General features: G+C 57.8%; 23 protein-coding genes. 5 read left to right on the plus strand and 18 right to left on the minus strand.

The features are described from left to right. Positions 1-177: 177 nt before the first annotated feature. A complete protein-coding gene (locus PMYSY11_RS13095; RefSeq protein ID WP_069898719.1) occupies positions 178-612 on the minus strand; it encodes a DoxX family protein in 435 nt (144 codons plus the stop codon). A gap of 97 nt (positions 613-709) precedes the next feature. Then, entirely contained in the window at positions 710-2,122 is a 1,413-nt protein-coding gene (locus PMYSY11_RS13100; protein ID WP_069898721.1) for an MltF family protein, read from the minus strand. 215 nt (positions 2,123-2,337) lie between these two features. Between PMYSY11_RS13100 and PMYSY11_RS13105 the strand changes: the two genes are divergently transcribed. From PMYSY11_RS13105 to PMYSY11_RS13120, 4 genes are all read left to right on the plus strand, one after another. After that, a complete protein-coding gene (locus tag PMYSY11_RS13105) occupies positions 2,338-3,165 on the plus strand; it encodes a TatD family hydrolase (RefSeq protein WP_150549446.1) in 828 nt (275 codons plus the stop codon). Between the two features lie 99 nt (positions 3,166-3,264). After that, positions 3,265-3,498, plus strand: coding sequence for a hypothetical protein (locus tag PMYSY11_RS13110; RefSeq protein WP_150549447.1), 234 nt, complete (start codon positions 3,265-3,267; stop codon positions 3,496-3,498). A 165-nt stretch (positions 3,499-3,663) separates the two neighbouring features. Further along, positions 3,664-4,164 (plus strand): putative pterin-binding protein, encoded by a 501-nt coding sequence (locus tag PMYSY11_RS13115; RefSeq protein WP_150549448.1) that lies wholly within the window; start codon positions 3,664-3,666, stop codon positions 4,162-4,164. A gap of 18 nt (positions 4,165-4,182) precedes the next feature. Then, on the plus strand, positions 4,183-5,772 hold the full coding sequence (locus PMYSY11_RS13120) for a GGDEF domain-containing protein (protein WP_239655484.1): 1,590 nt from the start codon (positions 4,183-4,185) through the stop codon (positions 5,770-5,772). On the opposite strand, the gene PMYSY11_RS13125 is transcribed toward PMYSY11_RS13120, so the two are convergent. The 9 genes from PMYSY11_RS13125 to selD all read right to left on the minus strand — a co-directional run bounded on the left by PMYSY11_RS13125 (position 5,741) and on the right by selD (position 14,628). Then, positions 5,741-6,538, minus strand: a complete 798-nt coding sequence (locus PMYSY11_RS13125) for an acyl-CoA thioesterase (RefSeq protein ID WP_150549450.1) — start codon at positions 6,536-6,538, stop codon at positions 5,741-5,743. The genes PMYSY11_RS13120 and PMYSY11_RS13125 overlap by 32 nt on opposite strands. 194 nt (positions 6,539-6,732) lie before the next feature. Further along, positions 6,733-7,494 (minus strand): CHAD domain-containing protein, encoded by a 762-nt coding sequence (locus PMYSY11_RS13130; protein WP_150549451.1) that lies wholly within the window; start codon positions 7,492-7,494, stop codon positions 6,733-6,735. Positions 7,495-7,551: 57 nt separating this feature from the next. Next, positions 7,552-9,552: a transglutaminase TgpA family protein gene (locus PMYSY11_RS13135; protein ID WP_150549452.1), complete on the minus strand. Its 2,001-nt coding sequence runs from the start codon at positions 9,550-9,552 to the stop codon at positions 7,552-7,554. Further along, positions 9,549-10,505: a DUF58 domain-containing protein gene (locus PMYSY11_RS13140; RefSeq protein WP_150549453.1), complete on the minus strand. Its 957-nt coding sequence runs from the start codon at positions 10,503-10,505 to the stop codon at positions 9,549-9,551. Before PMYSY11_RS13140 ends, PMYSY11_RS13135 begins: the two co-directional genes overlap by 4 nt. After that, complete coding sequence (locus tag PMYSY11_RS13145; protein ID WP_069898736.1) at positions 10,502-11,419, minus strand: AAA family ATPase; 918 nt, start codon at positions 11,417-11,419, stop codon at positions 10,502-10,504. Before PMYSY11_RS13145 ends, PMYSY11_RS13140 begins: the two co-directional genes overlap by 4 nt. Before the next feature lie 90 nt (positions 11,420-11,509). Further along, a complete protein-coding gene (locus tag PMYSY11_RS13150) occupies positions 11,510-12,118 on the minus strand; it encodes a flavin reductase family protein (protein WP_150549454.1) in 609 nt (202 codons plus the stop codon). A 37-nt stretch (positions 12,119-12,155) separates the two neighbouring features. After that, on the minus strand, positions 12,156-12,434 hold the full coding sequence (locus PMYSY11_RS13155; protein ID WP_069898739.1) for a hypothetical protein: 279 nt from the start codon (positions 12,432-12,434) through the stop codon (positions 12,156-12,158). Between the two features lie 59 nt (positions 12,435-12,493). Continuing rightward, complete coding sequence (mnmH, locus tag PMYSY11_RS13160; protein ID WP_090508515.1) at positions 12,494-13,594, minus strand: tRNA 2-selenouridine(34) synthase MnmH; 1,101 nt, start codon at positions 13,592-13,594, stop codon at positions 12,494-12,496. After that, a complete protein-coding gene (selD, locus tag PMYSY11_RS13165; RefSeq protein ID WP_069898741.1) occupies positions 13,594-14,628 on the minus strand; it encodes a selenide, water dikinase SelD in 1,035 nt (344 codons plus the stop codon). The genes mnmH and selD overlap by 1 nt, the downstream gene beginning before the upstream one ends. Before the next feature lie 312 nt (positions 14,629-14,940). On the opposite strand from selD, the gene PMYSY11_RS13170 reads away from it, so the two are divergent. Continuing rightward, the gene (locus tag PMYSY11_RS13170) at positions 14,941-15,966 is read left to right on the plus strand and encodes a patatin-like phospholipase family protein (protein WP_150549455.1); all 1,026 of its coding nucleotides are present in this window, start codon (positions 14,941-14,943) and stop codon (positions 15,964-15,966) included. A 53-nt stretch (positions 15,967-16,019) separates the two neighbouring features. Here the strand turns inward: PMYSY11_RS13170 and PMYSY11_RS13175 are convergent, their stop codons facing one another. From PMYSY11_RS13175 to PMYSY11_RS13205, 7 genes are all read right to left on the minus strand, one after another. Further along, positions 16,020-17,132: an AI-2E family transporter gene (locus PMYSY11_RS13175; protein WP_150549456.1), complete on the minus strand. Its 1,113-nt coding sequence runs from the start codon at positions 17,130-17,132 to the stop codon at positions 16,020-16,022. A 152-nt stretch (positions 17,133-17,284) separates the two neighbouring features. After that, a complete protein-coding gene (locus PMYSY11_RS13180) occupies positions 17,285-18,112 on the minus strand; it encodes a DUF4892 domain-containing protein (RefSeq protein WP_150549457.1) in 828 nt (275 codons plus the stop codon). After that, positions 18,112-18,762 (minus strand): glutathione S-transferase family protein, encoded by a 651-nt coding sequence (locus PMYSY11_RS13185; protein WP_090508518.1) that lies wholly within the window; start codon positions 18,760-18,762, stop codon positions 18,112-18,114. The genes PMYSY11_RS13180 and PMYSY11_RS13185 overlap by 1 nt, the downstream gene beginning before the upstream one ends. A gap of 51 nt (positions 18,763-18,813) precedes the next feature. Continuing rightward, positions 18,814-19,677: an alpha/beta hydrolase gene (locus tag PMYSY11_RS13190; RefSeq protein WP_150549458.1), complete on the minus strand. Its 864-nt coding sequence runs from the start codon at positions 19,675-19,677 to the stop codon at positions 18,814-18,816. Further along, a complete protein-coding gene (locus PMYSY11_RS13195) occupies positions 19,674-20,495 on the minus strand; it encodes an alpha/beta fold hydrolase (RefSeq protein WP_150549459.1) in 822 nt (273 codons plus the stop codon). Before PMYSY11_RS13195 ends, PMYSY11_RS13190 begins: the two co-directional genes overlap by 4 nt. A gap of 130 nt (positions 20,496-20,625) precedes the next feature. Continuing rightward, positions 20,626-21,069 carry a hotdog fold thioesterase gene (locus tag PMYSY11_RS13200; protein WP_069898748.1) on the minus strand — a complete coding sequence of 148 codons (444 nt, stop codon included), beginning with the start codon at positions 21,067-21,069 and terminating at the stop codon, positions 20,626-20,628. A 39-nt stretch (positions 21,070-21,108) separates the two neighbouring features. Then, positions 21,109-22,773, minus strand: coding sequence for an AMP-binding protein (locus PMYSY11_RS13205; RefSeq protein WP_150549460.1), 1,665 nt, complete (start codon positions 22,771-22,773; stop codon positions 21,109-21,111). Positions 22,774-22,883: the final 110 nt, after the last annotated feature.

Here is a 22,883-nt window from a genome sequence, read left to right on the forward strand (position 1 = left end):
CCGGCGCCCCGCAAGTAGCTGTTTAAATCGGCGCTTGCGGCAATCCTAGTGAAAGCTGGCGCGAACTGTCAATCGTCAATCCAGCACAATCACCCATCAACCCGAAAAAGCAGTCATTAAAAAGCCCGCCCCGGCACGGACTCATGCTGGGGCGGGCTTTTGCCAGGCAGGTTAAGGTCAGTCAGCCAGTTGCTGATCGACAGACAACTTGCCGGCACCTTCGAGCAGAATCGCCAGGCTTGCGACCAGCAAGGTCAGGGCGAATTCGTAACCGTTGTTGCTCATGAACAAGCCATTGCCGATATGCACCGAGAAAATCGCCACCACCATTGTGAATGCCAGCGCTACAGCAGCCGGGCGCACCAGCAAGCCGATAACTAAAGCCAGGCCACCAAAGAACTCGGCGCTGCCGCTGAGCAAAGCCAGCAGGTAGCCAGGCGTCATGCCAAGGCTTTCCAGCCACCCCGCGACACCGGCCAGACCTGGACCATCAAACCAGCCAAAGAGTTTTTGAGCGCCGTGCGCGGCGAAGATCAAGCCCACGACAATACGCAGAATTGTCAGGCCATAACCGGCTTGGGTAGCGGTGATTTTGTGCAGTAGGTTGTTCATGTTTATTGCCCTGAGTGAGAGTTGATGGACGCTATACTAACCACAAAATTAGATAATCAAAGCGGATAAAATCGCTAATTAAAATCAAATTATTCGATTATTTACGCGAACTCACTTCACCCTTGTGCGGCTCTAGCAGGTACCGCTCACGGGAAAATGCCAAATAGTATTTGTTCACACTATTAACATAGCTCACCACGCCCATTCCCATCTGCTCCATCGCGATCCGCTCAACCTGAAAGAACCATTGATTGGGATTCAGGCCGCGCCGCTTGGCCTCGGCGCGCATGCTTTGTACACGTTGCGGGCCCAAGTTGTAGCCCGCCAGAACAAAGGCCATCCGCTCACGTTCGTTAAGCTGAGCGCTGCTGAAAAAGCCGCGGCGAATCTTCGCCAGATAGCGGGCACTGGCGCGCACATTGTTATCGAGAACACCGATATTGCTCACGCCCACGCTCCGTGCCGCGATTGGCGTCACCTGCATCAACCCGGTCGCGCCGCCATAGCCTCGCGCAGCCGGATTTAGCGTTGATTCCTTGAACGCCAGCGCTGCCAGCGTCAGCCAGTCGAAGCCCTGCTCTTGCGCATGTTTTTGCAACACTGGGCGCACCGACTCCAAACGCTTGCGCTCGGTTCTGCCCAGCGGGTAATGCACTTTGTAGAGCCGCCGGTAAACGCGCTGGAATGCAGTATCCGGATCGACGGGGCTGCGGTAGGCACGAAAGAAACGGTCAATACTGGCACTCAGCAACGGCGCATCACGGCGCACAAACCAACGCATATCGCCATCTTTGGACAGCACCAGTTTGTACTCGATGCGCAGTTTGGGCATGACCTTGGCCCAGCGCTGGGCAATTGGCAATTCGACTGCCGTGACGTTGAAAATCCCGGCTTGGACCATCTCCAGCACATCCTCAACGGCCAGCGTCGGGTCCACCCATTCGATCACGATAGGCGCCATTTTTTTCATCAGAAGCGTGCTATTGAGCGCCTGAATCGCAGCGCCCGCTACGCTGCCTGCGGGCAAGGCAATGCTGCGCCCGGATAATTGCTCCAGGCGCGTGTAACGACGATCGCCAACGCGTCCGACCAGAACCACCGGAACGTTTTCGCGGATAGGTTTACTTGCCGTCACCTGCGCGCCCCCGCGCACATCCAGCAGTTCACCTGGCGCGACCAGATCACCCTCACCGCGCTGCAAAGCACCCAGTAACTGATCCTTGGCCTTGGGGATAATTTTCAGCTTCAGCTGCCTGCCGTTACGCGACTCACGATTGAGAAACTGCTCATAAGCCCGAAGACGATGGTACTCAACGCCAATGCTCTCACCCTTGACCTCGCCAGAGCTGTTGCGGCTCTGGTTAATCAAAACGCGCAATTCACCGCTGGCGCGGATGTTCTCCAGATCGCGTGTCGCCACGGGCTTGCCAATTTCCAGAGGTCCAGCCACGCGCGCAGCCGCCACTAATGGCAGCAACAGCAGGCTCAAGACCAACAAAAATCGCGCCATCAAGGCTCCAGGACAGGGTTTGCTTGCATCATAAATGCGGGGATAAACCGCTTGCGCCCGCTTCAAGGGGCGCGGAGATTCTCACAGCCGGGCAAAGGACGCCAGACCAACCCGACAAACAACATCACCAAAACAATGTAACTAACTGTATTTGTTGAATTTTTTATTTTGCAAAAGCTCTGCTATGCTGCGCATCCTGACCTACAGGTAGCACCATGCAACTCATCGACATTGGCGTCAATCTGACCCACCCAAGCCTAGCCGAGCAATTGGACAGCATAATCAGCCGCGCGTATGACAGTAATGTCATGCAAATGGTTCTGACCGGTACCGATCTCGCTGGAAGCGAACTGAGTCTAGAACTTTGTCGCGCACTCGACGCCAATGGCCAGCAACTTTTTTCCACGGCGGGAATTCATCCGCACTCTGCCAGTGAATGGAACAGCGATTGCCGCCAGCAATTGCGCAATTTGCTCAGTGAACCCGAGGTGCGAGCCGTCGGCGAATGTGGCCTGGATTTCAATCGCGACTTCTCGCCTCGCCCGCAACAAGAGAAAGTGCTCGAAGAGCATCTGGAACTGGCCGTCGAATTGAACATGCCGGTGTTCCTGCACGAACGCGATGCCGATCAGCGACTGCTCGAAATAGTCGCTAATTACCGCGATCATCTGCCAGCGGCCGTGGTGCATTGCTTTACCGGCGAAAAGCGGGCGCTGTTCAATTATCTCGACCTCGACTTGCACATTGGTATCACTGGCTGGATCTGCGATGAGCGCCGCGGTACGCACCTGCATTCACTGGTGTCCAATATCCCCAAAGGACGCCTGATGCTGGAAACGGACTCGCCGTTCTTGCTGCCGCGCACCCTGCGCCCGAAACCCAAGAACGGTCGCAACCAACCGGCATTCCTCACTGAAGTGCTGCGTGAAGTCGCGCTGCACCGCAATGAGAGCCTCGAAACACTGGCCGCGCACACCACTGCAACCGCAAGGCAATTCTTCTCGCTGCCGGCTATCCCAGCCGCGCAAAATATCGAGCACTGACCGGGCCGCCTGCGGCGGTCTATCTCGTCGATAGCCAGGTTCAATTCGCCTTGGCGCTGCCCTCACGCATAAGCTTTATCCAGCCACAGGAGAACGCTCATGCCCAGCACCGCCCAAGCCGTTATTGATACCCCAACCAGCTCGATCCAACAGCATGCGCAGCGTCTCTGCGCTGGCGCCTTGCTGCTCACGGCGAGCCTGATCCTGATTGATGGTTTGCTCAGCCTTCAGCTAACCAACGTCGCCTTGGCCCTGTTAGGTGGCGCCGCCGCGCTGGCTGTCATACCGTGTAGCAACTTGAAACCGACTGGCCGCCAGCCCGCAAGCTGCTGATTTAGGGCGCTTTCACCCACGTTGTCACTTTTAGGCTATTTCGTTTCGTCTGATACGAATGGCAATCTGATCGTTAAATGCAATAGCATTCTTGTTTTTAGCGGCATCTGAACCTTAGTTAGTGGCTGATCGCCGCTTGTTCGCCGCAGTCAACGAGGACGACGTATGTCGCTACAGCGACATTTCTGGGCCATGATGGCCATTGTAATGCTGCCTGCGCTTGCGCTCGCGGGCGGTGATGCCTATCCAGTCGACAGGCCCGCACTGATTCTACACCTGAGCGATGACCAGACGGTCCAGCTCACCTTGCAGGATCTGGCTAAATTACCCAAGCGCAGCCTGACGGTTCAAGACAGCCCCAACTCAGCGCCAATTGTATGGACTGGGGTCGATGCCGAAGCACTGTTCAACAGCCTTAATGTTCAGTTACCGCCCTTCAAGCGTCTGCGCCTGGAGGCACTCAACTTGTACTCGGCACTGCTGCCGCGCTCGGACATCGAGAAATTCCATCCCATCATTGCCTATTCCCGCGATGGCCAATCAGTGCCTGTCCACGAGTCCGGCCCGCTGTTCTGGATCTATCCCTTCGATGATTACCCCGAACTGCGCACACAAATTTATTACAGCCGTGCGGTCTGGCAATTGAGTGACATATATTTTGAGTAGTTTCTGATGCCTGCATTGATGCTGAGCAGATCCCAAAAGAACCTTGCCCTGAGTGTGCTGGTCCTCATCGTGGTAACCATGCTCGGGTTGCTGACCGCCGCCTTATTACTGGCCGGACAACAAGCCAACCAACTTGCCGCGCCTAACCTGCACGGTGAGCTTTGGCGCGCGTATCAGACCACCCGCGAGATGGAGCTCACCCTTAAAGCGGCCCGGCAATACCAACAAGGTGAAATCAGCGGCGATGATTTAGTGGTCCGCATACAGGTTCTGCGCAGCAGTACCCGCATGCTCCAGGACAGCAGAATGTTCAGCGCCCTGCCCTTGCCGCGCCCGCGCGCCGATGAGGCGCTGGCAAGAATTATCAGCCTCAGCTCCACCTGGAATAAACAGGCACACTTCGCGGATGAACAAGCCGCGCAACGCCTGGCAATCCAGATCAACCGTGATATGGCGCCACTGATCAAACCCATGCACGAGGTGATGATTGCCAGCAATATCTCCCTGGCCAACAAACTCGATCATGACCGCCAACTGCTGTACAAAAGCTTTCGCTACATTGGCTGGGCGTTGATCGGTTTGCTGATCGGCTCGACCTTGCTGGTTGCAAGGCTGATTTACAACTATCGCCAAGCCCGACAGCTGTCGAACCGGCTGAGCGAGCTTAATCATACGCTGGAAGACCGGGTCGCTATGCGCACCCTTGAGCTCAGCGAAGAACAACGCGTTCTGAACCAGATTTTGCAAGCCAGCCCGAGTGATGTGGCGTTCTTCAGCGCCGACGGCGACGAGGTTTACTTTATTAGCGAAGGCTTGCAATCGAGCTTGCTGAGCCCTTCATCTACGTTTGAGTACGCCCAGTTTTTTGCCGACCCCGCCGATGCTGAACGCTTTCACGCCAACTTGATCAACGACAATCAGGTCGATGATCTCGAGGCGCTGCTCCGGGGCCCAAGCGCACCGTACTACGCGGTGATTTCAGGGCGCGTACTTGAACACAAGGGCCGCCCTGCCCACCTGATCTGGTGTTATGACATCAGCATGCGCAAACAAATGGAAGAGTCACTGTTGGCGCTGGCCAACACCGATGCCCTGACAGGCCTCGACAACCGTCACTCGTTCTGGCGCAAGGGCGAAGCGTTGCTGCATTACACGAGGCGAATAGAACAGCATTGTGTAGCGCTGATGCTCGACATTGACCATTTCAAGCAAATCAATGACCAATACGGGCATCAGGCTGGCGATCTCGCCCTGCAAAAGGTGGCGAGCGAGTTGCAATTAGGCGTCCGTGAAAATGACATCCTCGGCCGTATTGGCGGCGAGGAGTTCGTGGTCTTGCTGCCGCATATCAGTACCGAGCAGGCATTGCCAATTGCCGAACGCCTGCGCAGCAACGTTGAAGCCTTGCACCTGCCGCTCGGCAACGGTCAGTACCATTCACTGACCCTGAGCATTGGTCTGGCGAGCATGCTCACCCATGAGTCACTCGATCAGTTGCTCAACCGCGCAGACATGGCGCTTTATGAAGCCAAAGCCGCCGGGCGCAACCGCATTAGCATTTGCCCAGCGCCGTCACTCAAGCAAACACAGCCACTGTCTGTCGACTGATAGCCATCAACTCGCCGCTTGGCGTCCACATCGCCGCAGCGACATGGCCATAACCGTCGCGGGCATATTCAATCTGCGCGCGGTATAGGCACCAGTCCAGCGTTGTTAACTCGGCAACCGGCTGCATGAATTCGATGGTCCAGGTCAGCGAGCTGCCGGGCGCAGGCGTGCTCAGGCGCGGCAGCAAGGCCGGCGGCCAGGCATCCACCAGCGCCAGAATGTGCGCCTCATCAATGCTGCAAACCTGATCCTCACCGCGCAAACGCACCCAGCCGCCCATTTCACGGTCCTCATTGCGCGTGTAAGGCATACCGCCAATCCCCCAGCGCATGGCCAGAAAACGGATGAACTCGGGGGTAACGCCCTCGATATAGGGCAACTCGGTACAGGCCTCTGGCGCCGCGATTTGCGGAGCCGGCAACGCGCCGACGCTGATAATGGATTCGCGCGCGGCGCCAAAGCTGCCCTGAATCAGCGTCATCACTTGACCATTCTGCACAGCACGGCCCATGACCTGAGAAACCGCTTTGCCTTCGCGCAGCACTTCAACTTCAAAACTCACTGGCACATCGGGCGCAACCGGACCGACAAAGGTAATCGCCAGCGAGCGAACCTGACGCCCTTGCGCCACTTTATTGCGCATGGCCTGATACACGAGGGCAGCGACCAGGCCACCAAAGCTGGCACGTCCCTGCGCCCAGAGCGAAGGAATAACAACCTCGTTAGTACCGCCGCGAACGGCTGTCAGCAATTGCGTGAAAGTCATAAAAGCCTCGTCCTGATCCATTGCGCGAGTCTATGAGACTTCAGCGCATTTGCGAAGGTATCTCGAAAAGGCTCAAATTCGCGGTATGCATGACAAGCCACGTCGCTTAAGGCGTGCAGATTACCGGCCACGCCAAAGCTGACCGGATGCGCCGAACAAAAGGCTTAAAAGCCCTCTGTTTGTGCGCCAGTGATTCAGGCCATTTGCGCCTGTAACCGCACCACGACATCCGTGCATGCCTGCTCGCACCCTTGCAGGCTGGCAGACCAGACGCCGGCGCAAGCCTGCAGATCCGGCTCCGTTTCAGCGCGGTGCAACCACTGCAAGTGATCGTGCCAAGTGCCTAAGGAAGATTGCGCCCGCTTCAATGTTGCCTGCTGGCGGGCCGATAAACCGCAGAGTTGTGGATACGCCTCGGCGCCGTAACGAACACGTTTGACCAGCAAGCGCAGCTCATGCCAGTCCAGTGCCTCGCTGTGCAGCAGCGTCCGCAGGCGCTGCTGGTCTTTGCGCAAACGCTTGTGAAGATGCGCGCGAAGCTGCTTGAGTTCGCCTTGCAGCTCGCTGGCCAACCAGTCTGCCGGCCAGGCCTCTAATGCCTGCAATAACTCAAGCGTCTGCTGACTGCAAGCAACACCTGCGTAGCCCTGCACCACACGCTCTGCGCGGGCACTAGCCGCCTGCTGGTCGCCCAAACGCCACAGCTCGGCCTCAAGCACTTCCAGATCGCGCAATGGGCCGGTAAGGGTGCCGAGCGCCGCCGCGCTTCTCAGCAGTTCCATGCAACTGGCGCGATCCCCCACCGGTTTGAGCAGGCCGCGCAGCTTACGCAGATTGATTCGCAGATCGTGCAAAGCCTCGGCATCGGTTCTTGCCCTGACACGTTCAACACAGGCAATAATTGCCACATGCAAACGAATCACCTGCTCCCGTAAATCCTTGGTCAACGCGCTCAAGTGTCACTCCCTCGCAGCATTATGCTTGCATCAGACTAGCTCATTGCCAGCACGGGTTCATTGCTGGCGATCAAGCCGGCTCAAGCGCAGTGGCAACGCGCGGCGTAATTGACGTAGCTGACTGCGCAACAGCTTGGGATCAACCGACTGACCCGCGTAATACTGCGCCTCGAATGAGCGATAGAACTGAATGATTTCTGGCGCCTGACGCGGCAAGGCAATTGCTGCACGCCGGGCAAAATGCCCCGGGACTTCACCAGCTTTGCGATAAATCCCGTGGCGCCTCAGCAAGCGCTCGAACTGGCTGAACAAACGCTGCTCAGGCGCGCCGTTGCGTATCCATGGTTTGAATAACCACAGAGCGATGAACGCTAAAAACAGTGCGCCACCGCCGACCAGACTGATGATCAGCTCACGCGCCTCTACGCGCCCGAACCAGCGCTGTAACAGCTCAAGTTGCTGTGCGCCCTGATACCCAAGCACCCAACGCTGCCAGCTGTAATTGAGATTATCCCAGGCCAGACGGATTTGGTTGAGCCAGGCCAGCTTGCGAAAACGTAACGGCGAGAACGGCGAACCTTCCATGAAGCTTTCCTCACCGGCCAGCGCTTGCTCAAGGCCGGACTCTATACGTTCGGGCGCCACCTGAAACGTCGGGTCGACACTCACCCAACCTCGATCTGGCTGCCAGTATTCAACCCAGGCGTGGGCGTCGAACTGGCGAACCTGCACGTAATTGCCGTTGGGGTTGTACTCGCCGCCCTGATACCCCGTCACCACGCGGGACGGGATGCCGGCGGCGCGCAGGACAAAGGTCATGGCGCCTGCATAGTGGGCACAGAACCCCCGGCGCGTGTCGAATAGAAAGTCATCGACACTGTCACGGCTCATCTGCGGCGGCCGCAAGGTATAAACAAACGGTTGCTGATTGAAGTGCTTAAGCAGCGCATTGACCAACTGCTCATCCTGCGGATATTGCTGGCGCAACTCCCGCGCCCACTGGCGGCTGCGCGGATCGACGTTGGCGGGCAATTGCAGGGCGCGACGCAAGCCGGTGCTTGAACCGTGCGGTTCGCGCAGGGCTTGCGGCCACGAGGTCACTTGATAGAGCAAACTGCGTTCGACCGGCTTGCTGCGCTGCAAGCGGAAATCACTCAATTGCCGGGTCTGCGGCAATGACGTCTCGGCCACATCCAATGCAAATAGCCAAGGCTGAGAGCTGGGCTGCATGACGATGCTGTAGCTCACTGGATCACCGACCTTCTGCCAGTCTGGCGAGGGCGAATAATTCAGTGTTGAGGATTGCGACCAGCGCCTGCCATCGAAACGGTCCAAGGTCAGCGCCCGCCAATACAACTCGGTTCGCGGCGGCACCTCGCCGTCAAAACTGGCCCTGAACGCCAACGCGCCGGAGCGGCTCAAATCGGCAATATCGCCTGGCGTCATACTGTCGGACAGCCCGGTTACCGCATTCCCGCCGGGCATGGGCAACGACCAGAGTGGACCGATGCGCGGAAAGAACACGAACAGCAACAGCATAATCGGCAGCGCCTGCAACATCAGTCCTGCGGCTAACTTTGCCGTGTCCCACGGACGGCTGGCGAGGCTGCTTTGCTGCAAACCGATAAGCCCGGCGAGAAGCGCGGTGACTGGCAGCACGCTGTACAGCGCCGCGGTAATGCTGTCATCAAACAGGTAAGCGGTAACCACCACAAAGAAGCCCAGAAATATCAGCACCAGAGCATCACGGCGCGTGCGCATCTCGAGTAACTTGAGAATAAACGCACCCACCAACAGCACCACGCCGGCATCCAGGCCAATCAAGCTGCCCCGACTGAGAAACACCCCGCAGCCAGTGGCGATCATCAGTCCTAACTTGAGCAGCGTGCTCGGGTAATTGGCGCGCATGCGAAATATCTGCACGCGCCAGGCCGCACAAGCCAACCACAAGCCGATCACCCACAGCGGCAAGTGACTCAGGTGCGGTAGAATCACCAATACCTGCGCCACCAACAGCCACGTCAGGCTGATGCGCGGAATAACCTGAATCTGGCTCATTGGCTGAGCCCTGTCAGGGCCAATGCGCGCAAACAGGCCTGACAATGAATGTCACCGGTGTCTGCCGCAATTTGCTTATCATCAAGGCGCAGCGAAAACGGTTGGTGGCGCTCGGTATATTGCAGCACCCAATAACAAAGCACTGAAAGCCGATACTCTTGATCGCCCGACAGCGCGGCGATGTCCAGGCACGTTTGACTCCCGCCGAGGCTGGCGAAATCCTTCACCAGTAAACCCATGCCCCGCGAATAGGCCTTCCAGTGCAGGCGCTTGCGTGAATCGCCAGCCTGATAACTGCGCAATCCCTGAAAGTCATCGGCGCCATCGGCCGACACGCGCAGTCCCTGTTCGTCTTCATCGCCAACGCTAGCCATCACGGGCGGTAAATCAGCGGCGATCGGTTGCGGGTAAACCAGCGCCTTTTGATCGAGATCGACCCAGCTCCAGGCTTTCAACAAGCCCAACGGAAAGCCACTTTCGACGCGCATTCTTGGCGCTTTCAACCAACCCCGTTGCGTGGTCAGCAGCGACAGTTCTGCCGGCGTACTCGCCTGTGGCGGCACATCCACAATCAACGGCGGCTCATCTGCGAACCCCAGACTAATCGCCTGATGCGCGTGGTTAAGACTTTCCAGCGTCACCTGATAACGCACATGCTCACCGACAAACACGGTGTTAGCCCCCGCAGCGCGGAGCACCAGACCAGACAGGTTACGGTAGGTGTGCAGGATGGCCACGATGAACACCGAGCCGAGCAGAAAGGTCAGCGCGTAGGCCAAGCTGTTTTGATAGTTGATGGCCGCCAGCAACATCAACGTCAGCGCCAGCAAGAACATCACGCCGACTTTGCTCGGCACAATGAATATCCGCCGCTGAGTGAGCCGCACCCGGCTGGAAGCCGGCAAGCGCCGGGTCAGCCAGCGATTCCAGCGCGCCTGCACAGCGGCGATCAAAGAGGTGTGACCTCACGCAGCAAGCCTTGCACCAGCGTGCTGCCGCCATGTCCGGAAGGATCTGCGCGCTCACGCAGCCGATGGCCCACTACCGAAGGCAGCACCGCTTGCACGTCTTCCGGGATCACATAATCGCGCCCGGCCAAGTACGCCCATGCACGGGAGGCGGCGAGCAATGCCAGGCTGGCCCGTGGCGACAGTCCCCAAGCAAATTGCGGCTGCGTGCGCGTGGCCTCAACCAGGCGCAGTACGTATTCCACCAGCGCATCGCTGACCCGCACCTTGGGCACCTCAGCTTGAATCGCGGCCAATTCGCTGTGATCCAGAACGGCCGAAATTTGCGGCAGCAACGCACGTCGTGAGTCACCCAGCAACAACGCCTTTTCAGCGCCGCGCGCCGGGTATCCGAGCGACAGACGCATCAGGAAGCGATCCAGCTGTGATTCGGGCAAGGCAAAAGTGCCGCCCTGACTGACCGGGTTCTGCGTCGCAATCACAAAGAAAGGATCGGGCAATGGCCGCGTGGCGCCCTCAATGGTGACCTGCCCCTCTTCCATGGCCTCAAGCAATGCGCTCTGGCTTTTTGGCGTTGCCCGATTGATTTCGTCAGCTAACACCAACTCGGCAAAAATGGGCCCCGGATGGAAGGTGAACTGACCGGAGTCCTTGTCGAAAACCGAGGTGCCGAGGATATCGCCCGGCAATAGATCGGAGGTGAACTGCACGCGCTGAAAGCTCAGGCCAAGCACCTTGGCCAAGGCATGACTGAGGGTGGTTTTGCCCATGCCGGGCAAGTCTTCGATAAGCAGGTGGCCCCGCGCCAACAAGCAAGCCAGCGCCAGCCTTACCTGAGGTTCTTTACCCAGCAAGACCTGATTGACGGCCTCAAGGCAAGCTTCCAGTTTTCTGCGCATCGAACACTCCTTATGCAAGTGTCTCGATGCTACTGGCAGCCGCGTCCGGGGCAAAGGCCCGCGTAATGATTAATCACAAAACAGTGAACTTTAGCCGGGTCTGACCATTTCGAATGTTTCAAGGGTGCGGGTATAGGCAGCGCCGCCCAAACGGCCAATCAGGTCCATCTTGTGCGGGTCTACGCGGCCCTTGTCATTGAGTACGGCGTCGCTGACATGCGCCAACAGTACCTGCGCGAAAATCATGTGGCAGTTCGGCTTGTCGCGCGGATACGGCTGGATTTCTGCAACCTTGCACTCGAAAGCAATTACCGAGTCCGTAACTCGCGGCGGTGCGATCAGGCGGCTGGCAGTGCTGCCAATCTGGCACCGCTCGAACTCGCTGACGCCGTGCTCAAACCCGGCAGAGCTGGCATTCATTTGCTCGGCTTGAGCAAAGCTGACCAATTGAATGACCAACTCACCCGTGGCCTGCACATTGCGCAAGGTGTCTTTGAGGCTGCCGTCACCGTGATGGTTGACGTTCACCATCAGCGTGGGTGGCTCATCACTGATCACCTGAAAGAAACTGAATGGAGCCAGATTGCTGACGCCTTCCCGGGAGATGCTCGACACCCAGGCAATGGGCCTTGGGGTAACGGTCGAGGCCAGCCAGCGATAAGCATCGAGGGGCGCCAACTGGCTAAAATCCAACTCCATCCAGTTTTCCTCCAACGGATTAAACAATTGCCGGGGCTTAACGACCCGCGCGGGACTCATCAATGTAGAACTGGGCTTTTTTGGCCTTGCTGGTGCAGCCTTCATAGGCTTCAAATTGCTGCTGGGTTTTCGCGGCGGTCAGCAGCGACAGTGCTTTGGAATAGCTGACGGTGCCAGCAAAACCTTCAGCCTTGGCCAAATCCAGATCATGCCATGCGGCATCCAGTTGGCTCCCGCACGAATTGCGATAATCAGTTTTACCTGCACAGCCAACCAGTGCGGCAGCCATCAGCGCTATGCAAAAAATCGATTTCATGTGTGCAACTCCGTTTAGCAATTGTGATGATTCATTGACCAGCAGTGTTTACCTGAGGTTCATTTAGCAGCGCGATGTTGCAGAAACTCGACAATTGCGGCTTGCTCGCCAACGAACTCGATACGCCCCGCTTTGTTCTCTCGCTGAAACACATACATCGGGTCGTAATACTCAACCAGCAAAGTTTCTATCCATTGCCGGTGAAGGCTTACATCGCCCTGCGTTTCCTGCTCCAGCAGCGCCTGCTGCATAATGGCGGCCAGACGTTGATAACGCTCACCGCCCAAACGCTTTTGAATGTTAGTCAAGCTTTGCATTAAACGCTCAGCAAAGGCTTTGAAGCCTTCTTCAGCGCCCTGCAGGTTAATGAACTCTGCACTCAAGTCGATGACATAATCTTGAAGAATGCGCGTTGTTCGACCTTCCACGCTGTCTTCGAGCCATACCAGCGGAAAGTGCTGCATGCCTTCGTACAGTGGCAGCGGTAACGAGCACTTGCCGATGATGCGTCCTTCATCCTCAAGAACAAACTGCTCCATGCCGGCGTTGCGCTTCTTCAGAATGTCGATGGCCAGGGCATTCTCAAAATCAATCTGCATCGGCTGCCCGGTGGCGCGTTTGCCAAAACTTGAGCCCCGGTGATTAGCATGGCCTTCAAGGTCAAGGCTGTTGCCGAGCTGGGCGATCACTTCGGTCTTGCCGGTGCCGGTCATGCCGCCGACCAACACGAAATTACACTGCGCCACGGCCTGATCTGTCGTGTCGATGAGGAAATTGCGCATGGCTTTGTAGCCGCCCACGACGCGCGGATACTCGATACCGGCATCGCTTTTCAGCCATTCCTGAACCAGTTGCGAGCGCAGGCCACCGCGAAAACAATAGAGGTAACCATTGGGATTGGCGGTGGCAAACTCAGCCCAACGCTGCACCCGTTCCTCGCGCGTTTTACCTTGCACCAATTGATGGCCCAGCTTGATAGCGGCGTCCTGACCGTGCTGTTTGTAGCAGGTGCCGACCTTCTGCCGCTCGATGTCGGTCATCAACGGCAAATTCACCACATTGGGAAACGCGCCCTTGTTAAATTCCACGGGCGCGCGGGCGTCCATCATCGGGCTGTCATTGAGGAAGATCTGCCGGTAATCGCTGCAATTGTCGCGCATCAGATAACCTCGACAGCGTAGGTCTGTCGCTCGCGCAGCTGGCCAATCGGCTGCAATTGCAGGTTCAGCCCTTGCGCACAGGCGAGAAACTCAGCCTCGCCTTCTGGCGTTACCGCAACCAGCAAACCGCCACTGGTTTGCGGGTCGCACAGCAGCAGTTTGTGCAACTCAGGCAACGGCGCAATTTTTTCGCCGTAGCTGTCGAAGTTACGTAAGGTGCCGCCCGGAATGCAGCCCTGATCGAGGTAATACTCAACGCTTTCAATACGCGGTACACGGGCATATTCGACCTCGGCCGTCAGACCGCTGCCCTCGGCTATTTCCAGTAGATGACCGAGCAGGCCGAAGCCGGTGACGTCGGTCATGGCGGTGACGCCAGCCAATTTGCCGAAATGACTGCCAGCCTTGTTCAGGGTGCACATCCAGTCGCGTGCCAGGCCAATGTCAGCTTCGCGCAGCTTGGCCTTTTTCTCGGCCGTAGTCAGAATGCCGATGCCCAGGGGTTTGGTCAGGTACAGCTTGCAGCCCAACGTCGCGGTGTCGTTGCGCTTCATGTAGCGCTTCTCGACCAAGCCAGTTACCGCCAAGCCGAAGATTGGCTCAGGGGCGTCAATCGAATGGCCGCCCGCCAGGGTAATCCCGGCTTCGTCGCAGACCGCACGGCCGCCACGGATGACCTCACGGGCAACCTCAGGGGCCAGCACATTGACTGGCCAGCCGAGAATGGCGATTGCCATTAACGGATCACCGCCCATGGCGTAGATATCGCTGATCGCGTTGGTGGCAGCAATACGCCCGAAGTCATAAGGATCATCGACAATCGGCATAAAAAAGTCGGTAGTCGAGACCACGCCACGCTCACCATCAATGCCGTAGACCGCCGCGTCATCGCGCGAGGCATTGCCCACCCACAAATTGGGGTCGAGGTTCTGCGCCCCGCTCCCGGCGAGGATCACATCGAGGACTTTGGGAGAAATCTTGCAACCACAACCGGCGCCGTGGCTGTATTGGGTCAAACGAATGGGCTCGCTCATAAATCCTCTGTTCTCGTCGACGGGCGGCGGCATTCTAGCAAATACGCGCACAACGCTCGCGATTCAAGCGCCTGTCTGGGCCAAATCTTTATGTTAACGGGGACGACGTTTGCGTGCAGAACAAAGATCAGGTGATGCGTGGCGAGGCTAATCTGATAATGACGCGTATGATGACGCGTGGGCTTGGTTTTCTGGCCCATTATCTGCAGCAATATCGCGCATGCGTGCCGGTTTACCTCTGGTGCGGCGGGTTGCTGAACGACTATATTTTTGCGCCCGCGTCTCTGCGCGTTTGTTATTTAGGGGACGAAATTGACCAAAAAAAGAGTTGCACTGGTACTCGGCTCCGGCGGGGCTCGTGGCTATGCGCACATTGGGGTGATCGAGGAGTTGCAAGCCCGTGGCTATGATATTTCCTGCGTAGCCGGCTGTTCGATGGGAGCTGTGGTTGGCGGCATTTTTGCGGCTGGCAAGCTCAAGGAATACAGCGAGTGGACCCAGAGCCTGGATTATCTGGATGTATTGCGCCTGATTGACGTGAGCTTCCGGCTGGGCGCCATCCGCGGTGAAAAGGTGTTCGGGCACATCCGCGAAATCGTCGGCGATATCAATATCGAAGACCTGGCCATTCCCTTCACGGCAGTGGCCACAGACCTGACCAACCAACAGGAAATCTGGTTTCAGGAAGGCTCACTGCATCAGGCCATGCGTGCATCGGCGGCAATCCCCAGCCTGTTCACGCCGGTGATTCAGGGCAAGCGCATGCTGGTCGATGGCGGCCTGCTGAATCCACTGCCTATCGTGCCGGTGGTTTCCAGCCACTGCGATCTGATCATTGCGGTCAATCTCAACTCGACCAATCAGCAAAATTATCAGTTGCCAGTCATTGAGCGCCCCGACGCCTTCAAGGGCCGCTTTGATCAATTGATGCTATCGCTGAGCACCAAACTGCCGCAGTTCCGGCGCAAAGGTGGTGCTGATGACGAACTGTTGCTGCTCGAAGATCAGAGTGAAGCCGATGCGGTTTACCGGTCACCCGGTAAAGTGCGTGCCGAGCCCGAGGAAGAAGGCGCGCCGGTTTCCGCCAGCGGCTCGCGAGTCGCGGACATTTCCGGACCCGCCTCGTTGCTCGAATTGATCAACCAGAGCTTTGAAGTCATGCAGACCTCGCTTGCGCAGTACAAGATTGCGGGCTATCCGCCCGATATCCTGATTAACGTGCCCAAGCGTGCATGCCGGTTCTTCGAGTTCTACAAGGCACCGGAACTGATCATGCTCGGACGGCAGATTGCCAGCGACACGCTGGACCGTTACGAGAACGGCAACTACCACGGCTAATGGTGGTTTGGCAGGCTGAGGAATCAGCCTGCCGGTTGGTCTGCCTGGTGGGTTTAGATTTGCTTTTCAGTGGGTGTCGGAGTGGTCAGGGCTGAGTCGCCGGGCACAATGACGCTTGGCGCAGGGGGGCCAGCAACCGGCTTCCCAGCAACCCAGTCTGTAAGCAGGTTGTAGGCGACTGCGAGCAGGGTTGGGCCGAGGAACAGGCCCATGAAGCCGAAGGCTAATATGCCGCCGAATACCCCGAGCAGCACGACAACCAATGGCAGGTTGCCGCCGCGGCTGATCAGGTAGGGTTTGAGAATGTTGTCGACGCCGCTGATGATCAGCACGCCCCATGCACCCAGAAAAATCGCCATGCCGACACTGCCCTGCCAGGCCAGCCATGCAACGGCTGGGCCCCAGATGAGTGGCGGAACCATGATCAGACTGAAGCCAAATGTCAGCACGCCGAGCAGCAGCGCGCCCGGAATACCGGCAATCAAGAAGCCGATATACGCCAGCACCGCTTGCGCCACGGCAGTACCGATGACGCCATTGACGACGCGTTGCACGGTGCCGGCAATCAAGTCCCGGTAATGTTCGGCGCGCTCGTCGATCAATCGCTCCAGCAGGCTTTCGGCAAATGCCGCGAGACGCGGGCCATCACGATAAAAGAAGAACAACAGAATCAAGCTCAGGCCGAGTTCGAGCACGTTACTGCCAATGCGCGCACTGCGGCCCAAAAGCCAGTTACCGATCTGCCCCAGATACGGTTGCAGCGTGGCAAACAACTGGGCGCCCTGCTCATCCACCGTATTCCAGGCGCGAATCATCCAGTCGCCAGCCAGTGGAATACTCGCCAACCAGTCGGGCGCAGGCGGCAGGCCGGTAAGCTGCAAGCTTTTGACCAGCGTGACGGCTTCACGCACGTGATCTGCCAGATTGAATCCGAGAAAACCCAGCGGCACGGCCACCAGCACAAACCAGCAAAATGTCAGGATGGCCGCTGCCAGCGCCTCGCGACCGCGCAACAGATGAGTCATGAAGCGCATGACCGGCCAGCTCGCAAACGCCAGAACTGCGGCCCAGAACAAAGCCCCCCAAAACGGCGCAAGCACCCACAAGCTGGCGCCCAGCAATCCAAGCAAAAGGATTTGCACCAGCAATCGATCATTATTGAGCATGCACCGCTCCAGCAGGTTAACAACGCACAAGCCCCATGCGAATGCACAGGGCTTTTAGGGGTAAGTACGCAATAGTAGTGCTAACCGCCAGTGAAGCGACAGCGAAACGACAGTCGCCTACTGGCAATTTGATGCAGATTGAGCCTGCGGGTTCAACGCAGTACGTTGAGCCGTAACCCTTGCACCTGATCATCATCCAACTCAAGGCGCGCAGCACGAACCCGCGCCTCGACCAACGCCTCTCGCCATGCTTCGGCCTGCGGGCCTGCCAAGGTCACACGCATGGTGCTGTCGAGATTCAGCGCGCGGGCAACCACAGTCACCCAATCCTCGGTCGGCTGTTCATGTGCAGACAATTCCAGCGTGCCGGTCACACGCAGTTGGCGCATGAGTGTTGCCGGCGTTGGCAGCACTTCGGCCAGCGTCGCATTGGCCGTGAACAATTCGGCGTGCAGATAGGCCCGGCGGTTGCCCCGGGTAATGCTGTACAGCGCAACCAGTTGGTTGTCTTGCGGCGCTGCCAGTTTCAGCAAGGCATACGCCTGCTGATCATCCGGACCGTATAAACCCGACTCGCCGAACACCGAGTTGGCCCACAGGCTGCTGGCGCCACAATCACGCCCCTGGCACCAATAGAGCAATTCGCTGCCTTGTTTCAGCACATCTTCGCGGGCCTTGTTGAACACCTCATCGGAGCTGTGTGTGGAGGGCAATTGGTAGGTCAGCGCAATTCGGGTGCCGGTGGCCTCAATCGAATTTTCATAACGCAGCCGCCCGCTGATTCGGCGAATAGAACCTTGCGGATAGATCCGTTCCTGCTCGGCCTCTTCGTCAAAATTAACAATCTTGCTGCCCGCAAAGCGCGGCAAAATTTCAAGATCACGGCTTCCCGCGACATCATTCGCCGCGCCATTTGCGCTCACGCAGGCGGCTGCCAACAACGCGCTGCAGAGCAGTTTCAAACCAGTTGAGCGCACCATTAGCGGGCCATCGTCTGTTGAGTGGACTGCGCTTTATCCGCAGGTTTGGGCACCAGCAAACCGCGCTGCACCGCAGCACGCTGATCGACCGTTTTCAACCAGCGCTGCAGGTTATCCAGGCCCTCAACCGAGACACCGGCCCAGTCGTACTGGCGCACCCAGGGAAATGTTGCAATGTCCGCAATGCTGTAGTCGCCGGCAATAAACTCGGATTCGCCCAGCTTGGTATTCAGCACTTCATACAGGCGGCGGGTTTCGTTTTGATAACGCTCGATGCCAACCTGAATTTTTTCCGGCAGATAGCGGTAAAACACATTGGCTTGACCTTGCATCGGGCCGATCCCGCCCATCTGGAACATCAACCACTGAATCACCTGCGAGCGTCCCTTGGCGTCGGTCGGCATGAGTTGGCCGGTTTTCTCGGCGAGATAGAGCAACACCGCGCCAGACTCAAACACCACAAAATCATCATTCTCACGGTCGATGATCGCCGGGATTCGCCCGTTCGGATTGATCTTCAAAAACGCGGGCGACTTCTGTTGTTTTTGCTCGAAGCTAAGCGCATGGACTTCATAGGGCAGTTGCAGTTCTTCCAGTGCAATTGCCACTTTTTGACCGTTGGGTGTGGCGGCGGTGTAAAAATCGATCATGCGTTTCTCCATTGCATTCGCCCCCACCTTTCCCCAGTTGCCCTGACCAAGTCAAGATGGATGCAAGAATCCTTTGAAACAGTCTGCTACACGTTGCGCTCCGGCCTCGTCATCCACGTGCAGATGGTGCCCGCCCGACAACGTGGTGACAGTGAAATACGCAGCGTCCAACCACTCCAGCACAGTCTCATGACGACTCAACGAGCCGCTTTCGGCAATGATCAGATGTGCCGGGCACTGCACCCGACTGATGAAGGCGCGCGCGTGCGCTTGTGTCAGCCGCATCACCGAGGGCAGCATCAAACGGCTGTCCGTACGCCAAGTATAGCCGCCAGGGACCGGCATCAGTCCGCGCTGGGCCAGCAACTCGGCAGCCTCACGGCTGACGCCGATCATACCGGTCATGCGCGCCTCGACAGCCCGGTCAAACTCTCGGTAAACCGGCTTGCGCTTGTTGCCGACGGCCATAAGATCGCGCAATGCCTTGCCCATGCGCTCCGGCGCCTCATCGGCTTCACCGGTAAAAGGCACAAGACCATCAATCAACGCCAGGCGCTCTATGCGCTCCGGCAATGCACCGGCCATTAACACCGATACGATTGCGCCCATCGAATGCCCCAGCAGAGAGAACCGCTGCCAGCCCATTTGGTCGGCGACGGCGAGCACGTCATAAACGTAATCCCAGATGTCATAACTGGTTCCCGCAGGGCGATGATCAGAATGCCCATGACCGGCGAAGTCTAGGGCGACGATGCGCAAACCGGTAAGCTTCGGCGCCAATCGGGCAAAGCTTGCGGCGTTATCCAGCCAGCCATGCAGCGCAATCACCGGCAGGCCATCTTCAGGGCCGTAAATGTGCGCCGCGAGTTCGGTGTGCGGCAGGCTGATGCGTACCTCTTCTACTGTCGCGCTCATGCGCTCTCCTTATGCTGCGCAGTTTGCGCCCAGCGGGTCAGCAGCTTCTTCAACAGAAGCGCGGTGGTATCCGGCTGCTCGAGCGGGAACATATGCCCGCCCGGGAGCGTGAAGGTTTCACCCACGGCCGCACGGCGAACCTTGCGGCTCATATGCGGCAATACCACCCGACTCTGCTCGCCCCGCACGATGGCCAGCGGCACCTGCAAATGTTGCGGTTGGCCTGGACTTGTATGCGGCACATTGCGGTAAATGCTGATCTCGGTAGCCGGATCGAAACGCAGCCGCAGACGCCCATCCACCTCGTGCAGGCCGTGTTCGATATAAGCATTCAGGCAGTCGGGATGGAAACCGCGGAACAAGCTTTTGCCGGCAAAGTAACGGTGCGCTTCCTGGCTGTCGCTGAACTCTTCACGCCTGCCCAGCGTGCGCCCGGCAGGCGTCAGATGATCAATAAAGCCAAAGCGTTTGGCCGCGCGCAGCACCACCTGATCGAGGGTGGTCAGCACGGGCGAATCGAGCATCACCACGCCACGATAAAGCTGCGGCTGGAGCAAGGCGGCGTGGTAGTGCAGCAATCCGCCGAGGGAATGCCCTACGCCCCAGACTGGCTCGCCGCTTTGTTGAACTCGGTCTTGCAGGTGATGAATCAACTCCTCAACCAGGCTGTGCCAGTTGGCGTTGACCGGAAAACGCCGGTCATGGCCATGTTGCGCCAGGTAATTCACCTGATACTCAGGAGCCAGTGCGGCGAACAAAGGGCTGTAAGTGGCCGACGGAAAACCGTTGGCGTGGGCAAAGAAAATAGCCTGACTCATCAATCACTCAACCTTGTATTAACTGCGCAAATTGTCCGGCAGCTCCAAGGTGCTGACAACCACTGTAAACGCCAGTGATGATGCCAACTGCGCCATGGCAGAGCACCATGGCGCGTGCATCGTCAGCTAATCAAGATTTCGGCGGCTGGCTGCCCAATGGCACCACCGCAACGGTCAACCTTGAAATACAACTGGTCTTGCCATCGTCACCACTCAGGCGAATGTCCCAAACATGCGTGGTACGGCCGATGTGCACGGGATGTGCGACTGCGGTAACGCGGCCACTGCGCAAGCCGCGCAGGTGGTTGGCATTCACCTCAAGGCCAACGCAGTAAAACTGCTTGGGGTCGATGCATTGGTAACTGGCGGTGGAGCCAAGTGTTTCCGCCAGCACCACCGACGCCCCGCCGTGCAGCAAGCCGTAGGGTTGATGAGTCCGTGAATCGACCGCCATGCTGGCCGTGAGGCTGTTCTCGGTGTAACCCTCAAAACGAATATCGAGCACCTCACCGATGGTATTTTTCAGGGTGTCATTCAGCTCGCTGATTTCCGGATTCCGTTGCCACACACTCATGATTGCTCCTTAAGGTTTCCATCCAATCCAGTCAGACTATCAAGCCCAGATGACCGGTTCCTGGCGTTCACTCCAGGCGGTGAAGTTGGCTTTGTAAGCATCCTCCACCACCGTGCGTTTTATTTTCAGGGTCGGCGTCAGGTAGCCATTTTCGATGCTCCAGACATCGCCCACCAGCACCAGGCTTTGCAAGCGCTCATGCTGGTCCAACTTGGCATTGACCTCCTCCAGCAGGCTTTTCAGGCTCTGCTCAAGTTCGACCCGTGCGCCATTGGCGGCCTCGTGCCGGCCCACGTCTGAAAGTACACATAAGGCCAAAGGCTTGGCCATGCTGTCGCCGATGACGCAAACCTGCTCAATACGTGTATTAACCGCCAGGCGATTTTCAATCGGCGCGGGCGCGACATATTTACCCTTGCTGGTTTTGAATATCTCTTTGATCCGGCCGGTCAGGCGCAGATAGCCTTCGGCATCCTGCTCGCCTTTATCACCGGTACGCAAAAAGCCATCAGCCGTCATCGCTTCGGCGGTCTTTGCCGGCTCTTTGTAATAGCCCTGCATATTGGCGCCACTGCGCACCAATACCTCGCCGTTGTCGTCAATGCGCACTTCAACGCCAATGCTGTTCTGGCCAATCCAGCCTTGGCGGAACTTGCCGTTGCGGCACACATGCGAATAACCGCAGTTCTCGGTCATGCCGTACACCTCAAGTACATCCAGGCCGAGGCGCTGATACCACTTGAGCAACGCTTCTGGCACCGGCGCTGCGCCCGACAAGGCCAGGCGCACTGCATCGAGCCCCAGACCGCTGAGTACCTTGTTACCCACGCGCTTGCCAATTAGCGGCAGTTTGAGCATGAAGTCGAGCCGCTCAGCCGGCATTTTGCTGAATACGCCCATCTGGAACTTGGTCCAGATTCGCGGCACACCGAACAACAGCGTCGGTCTGGCGCGCTTGAGATCGTTGAGAAAGGTATCGAGGTTCTGGGCAAAGAAAACCGTCTGCCCGCCATAGAAAGAGGACATTTCGACGAACATCCGCTCGGCGATATGGCACAGCGGCAGATAGGACAGCACCCGGTCACTCTCATCGATGGTGAACATCTCGATTGAATGAACGGCGGCGAAAGCGAAATTACTGAAGTGGTGCATCACCCCTTTGGGCATGCCTGTGGTGCCGGAGGTGTAGATAATGCTCGCCAGCTGATCCGCGGCAGGCGTGGGCGAGTCGCTGATGGGGGCGTTCTGCTGCAGGTCATGCCAGCTGTAGTTGAGGGGTTCGCTGGGGCACAACGGCAAGCCAATAGTCGGCACGTTTTCAGGTACACCTGGCGCCATGGCTGCCCAGTTGTCGAGCTTGCCGACAAACGCCAGCTCAACCTCGGCGTGCTGCAGAACCTGACGCACCGAGTCGGCCGTGAGGTTGGGATACAAGGGAACGGATACGTGCCCGGCCATCCAGATTGCCAGATCGGCGATAATCCAGTGCGCGCAGTTTTTCGAGATAATCGCCACGCGGCTTCCGGCGGGGAGTTGCCTTTCGCGCAGCCAACCCGCGGCGCGTCTGGCCTGCTCACCGACGTTTTGCCAGGTCAGGTTTTCAACCGTGCCGTCGTCCTGCGGTTGAACCATGTAGAGTTTTTCCGGGTGAAGACGCTCACGCCGGTAGAACATCTCGAGCGGTAAACACGTTGCATCAGCCATCGAACCACCTCGCTTGTTATTGTTGTGAGGGCGAACCAAGCAATTGCTTGGTTGACTATTCCACGCACAAACACAACTCGCAAGGGCTAGTTACGATTGAATCTTCACCT

The organism is Pseudomonas marincola, assembly GCF_900682675.2.
Taxonomy (GTDB): Bacteria; Pseudomonadota; Gammaproteobacteria; order Pseudomonadales; family Pseudomonadaceae; genus Aquipseudomonas; species Aquipseudomonas marincola.

What these genes read in the sequence shown, in the direction of transcription:
- PMYSY11_RS13095 (WP_069898719.1), bottom strand. Translation starts at nt 612, where the DNA reads ATGAACAACCTACTGCACAAAATCACCGCTACCCAAGCCGGTTATGGC.
- PMYSY11_RS13100 (WP_069898721.1), bottom strand. Translation starts at nt 2,122, where the DNA reads ATGGCGCGATTTTTGTTGGTCTTGAGCCTGCTGTTGCTGCCATTAGTG.
- PMYSY11_RS13105 (WP_150549446.1), top strand. Translation starts at nt 2,338, where the DNA reads ATGCAACTCATCGACATTGGCGTCAATCTGACCCACCCAAGCCTAGCC.
- PMYSY11_RS13110 (WP_150549447.1), top strand. Translation starts at nt 3,265, where the DNA reads ATGCCCAGCACCGCCCAAGCCGTTATTGATACCCCAACCAGCTCGATC.
- PMYSY11_RS13115 (WP_150549448.1), top strand. Translation starts at nt 3,664, where the DNA reads ATGTCGCTACAGCGACATTTCTGGGCCATGATGGCCATTGTAATGCTG.
- PMYSY11_RS13120 (WP_239655484.1), top strand. Translation starts at nt 4,183, where the DNA reads ATGCTGAGCAGATCCCAAAAGAACCTTGCCCTGAGTGTGCTGGTCCTC.
- PMYSY11_RS13125 (WP_150549450.1), bottom strand. Translation starts at nt 6,538, where the DNA reads ATGACTTTCACGCAATTGCTGACAGCCGTTCGCGGCGGTACTAACGAG.
- PMYSY11_RS13135 (WP_150549452.1), bottom strand. Translation starts at nt 9,552, where the DNA reads ATGAGCCAGATTCAGGTTATTCCGCGCATCAGCCTGACGTGGCTGTTG.
- PMYSY11_RS13145 (WP_069898736.1), bottom strand. Translation starts at nt 11,419, where the DNA reads ATGCGCAGAAAACTGGAAGCTTGCCTTGAGGCCGTCAATCAGGTCTTG.
- PMYSY11_RS13150 (WP_150549454.1), bottom strand. Translation starts at nt 12,118, where the DNA reads ATGGAGTTGGATTTTAGCCAGTTGGCGCCCCTCGATGCTTATCGCTGG.
- PMYSY11_RS13155 (WP_069898739.1), bottom strand. Translation starts at nt 12,434, where the DNA reads ATGAAATCGATTTTTTGCATAGCGCTGATGGCTGCCGCACTGGTTGGC.
- mnmH (WP_090508515.1), bottom strand. Translation starts at nt 13,594, where the DNA reads ATGCGCGACAATTGCAGCGATTACCGGCAGATCTTCCTCAATGACAGC.
- selD (WP_069898741.1), bottom strand. Translation starts at nt 14,628, where the DNA reads ATGAGCGAGCCCATTCGTTTGACCCAATACAGCCACGGCGCCGGTTGT.
- PMYSY11_RS13175 (WP_150549456.1), bottom strand. Translation starts at nt 17,132, where the DNA reads ATGCTCAATAATGATCGATTGCTGGTGCAAATCCTTTTGCTTGGATTG.
- PMYSY11_RS13180 (WP_150549457.1), bottom strand. Translation starts at nt 18,112, where the DNA reads ATGGTGCGCTCAACTGGTTTGAAACTGCTCTGCAGCGCGTTGTTGGCA.
- PMYSY11_RS13185 (WP_090508518.1), bottom strand. Translation starts at nt 18,762, where the DNA reads ATGATCGATTTTTACACCGCCGCCACACCCAACGGTCAAAAAGTGGCA.
- PMYSY11_RS13190 (WP_150549458.1), bottom strand. Translation starts at nt 19,677, where the DNA reads ATGAGCGCGACAGTAGAAGAGGTACGCATCAGCCTGCCGCACACCGAA.
- PMYSY11_RS13195 (WP_150549459.1), bottom strand. Translation starts at nt 20,495, where the DNA reads ATGAGTCAGGCTATTTTCTTTGCCCACGCCAACGGTTTTCCGTCGGCC.
- PMYSY11_RS13200 (WP_069898748.1), bottom strand. Translation starts at nt 21,069, where the DNA reads ATGAGTGTGTGGCAACGGAATCCGGAAATCAGCGAGCTGAATGACACC.
- PMYSY11_RS13205 (WP_150549460.1), bottom strand. Translation starts at nt 22,773, where the DNA reads ATGGCTGATGCAACGTGTTTACCGCTCGAGATGTTCTACCGGCGTGAG.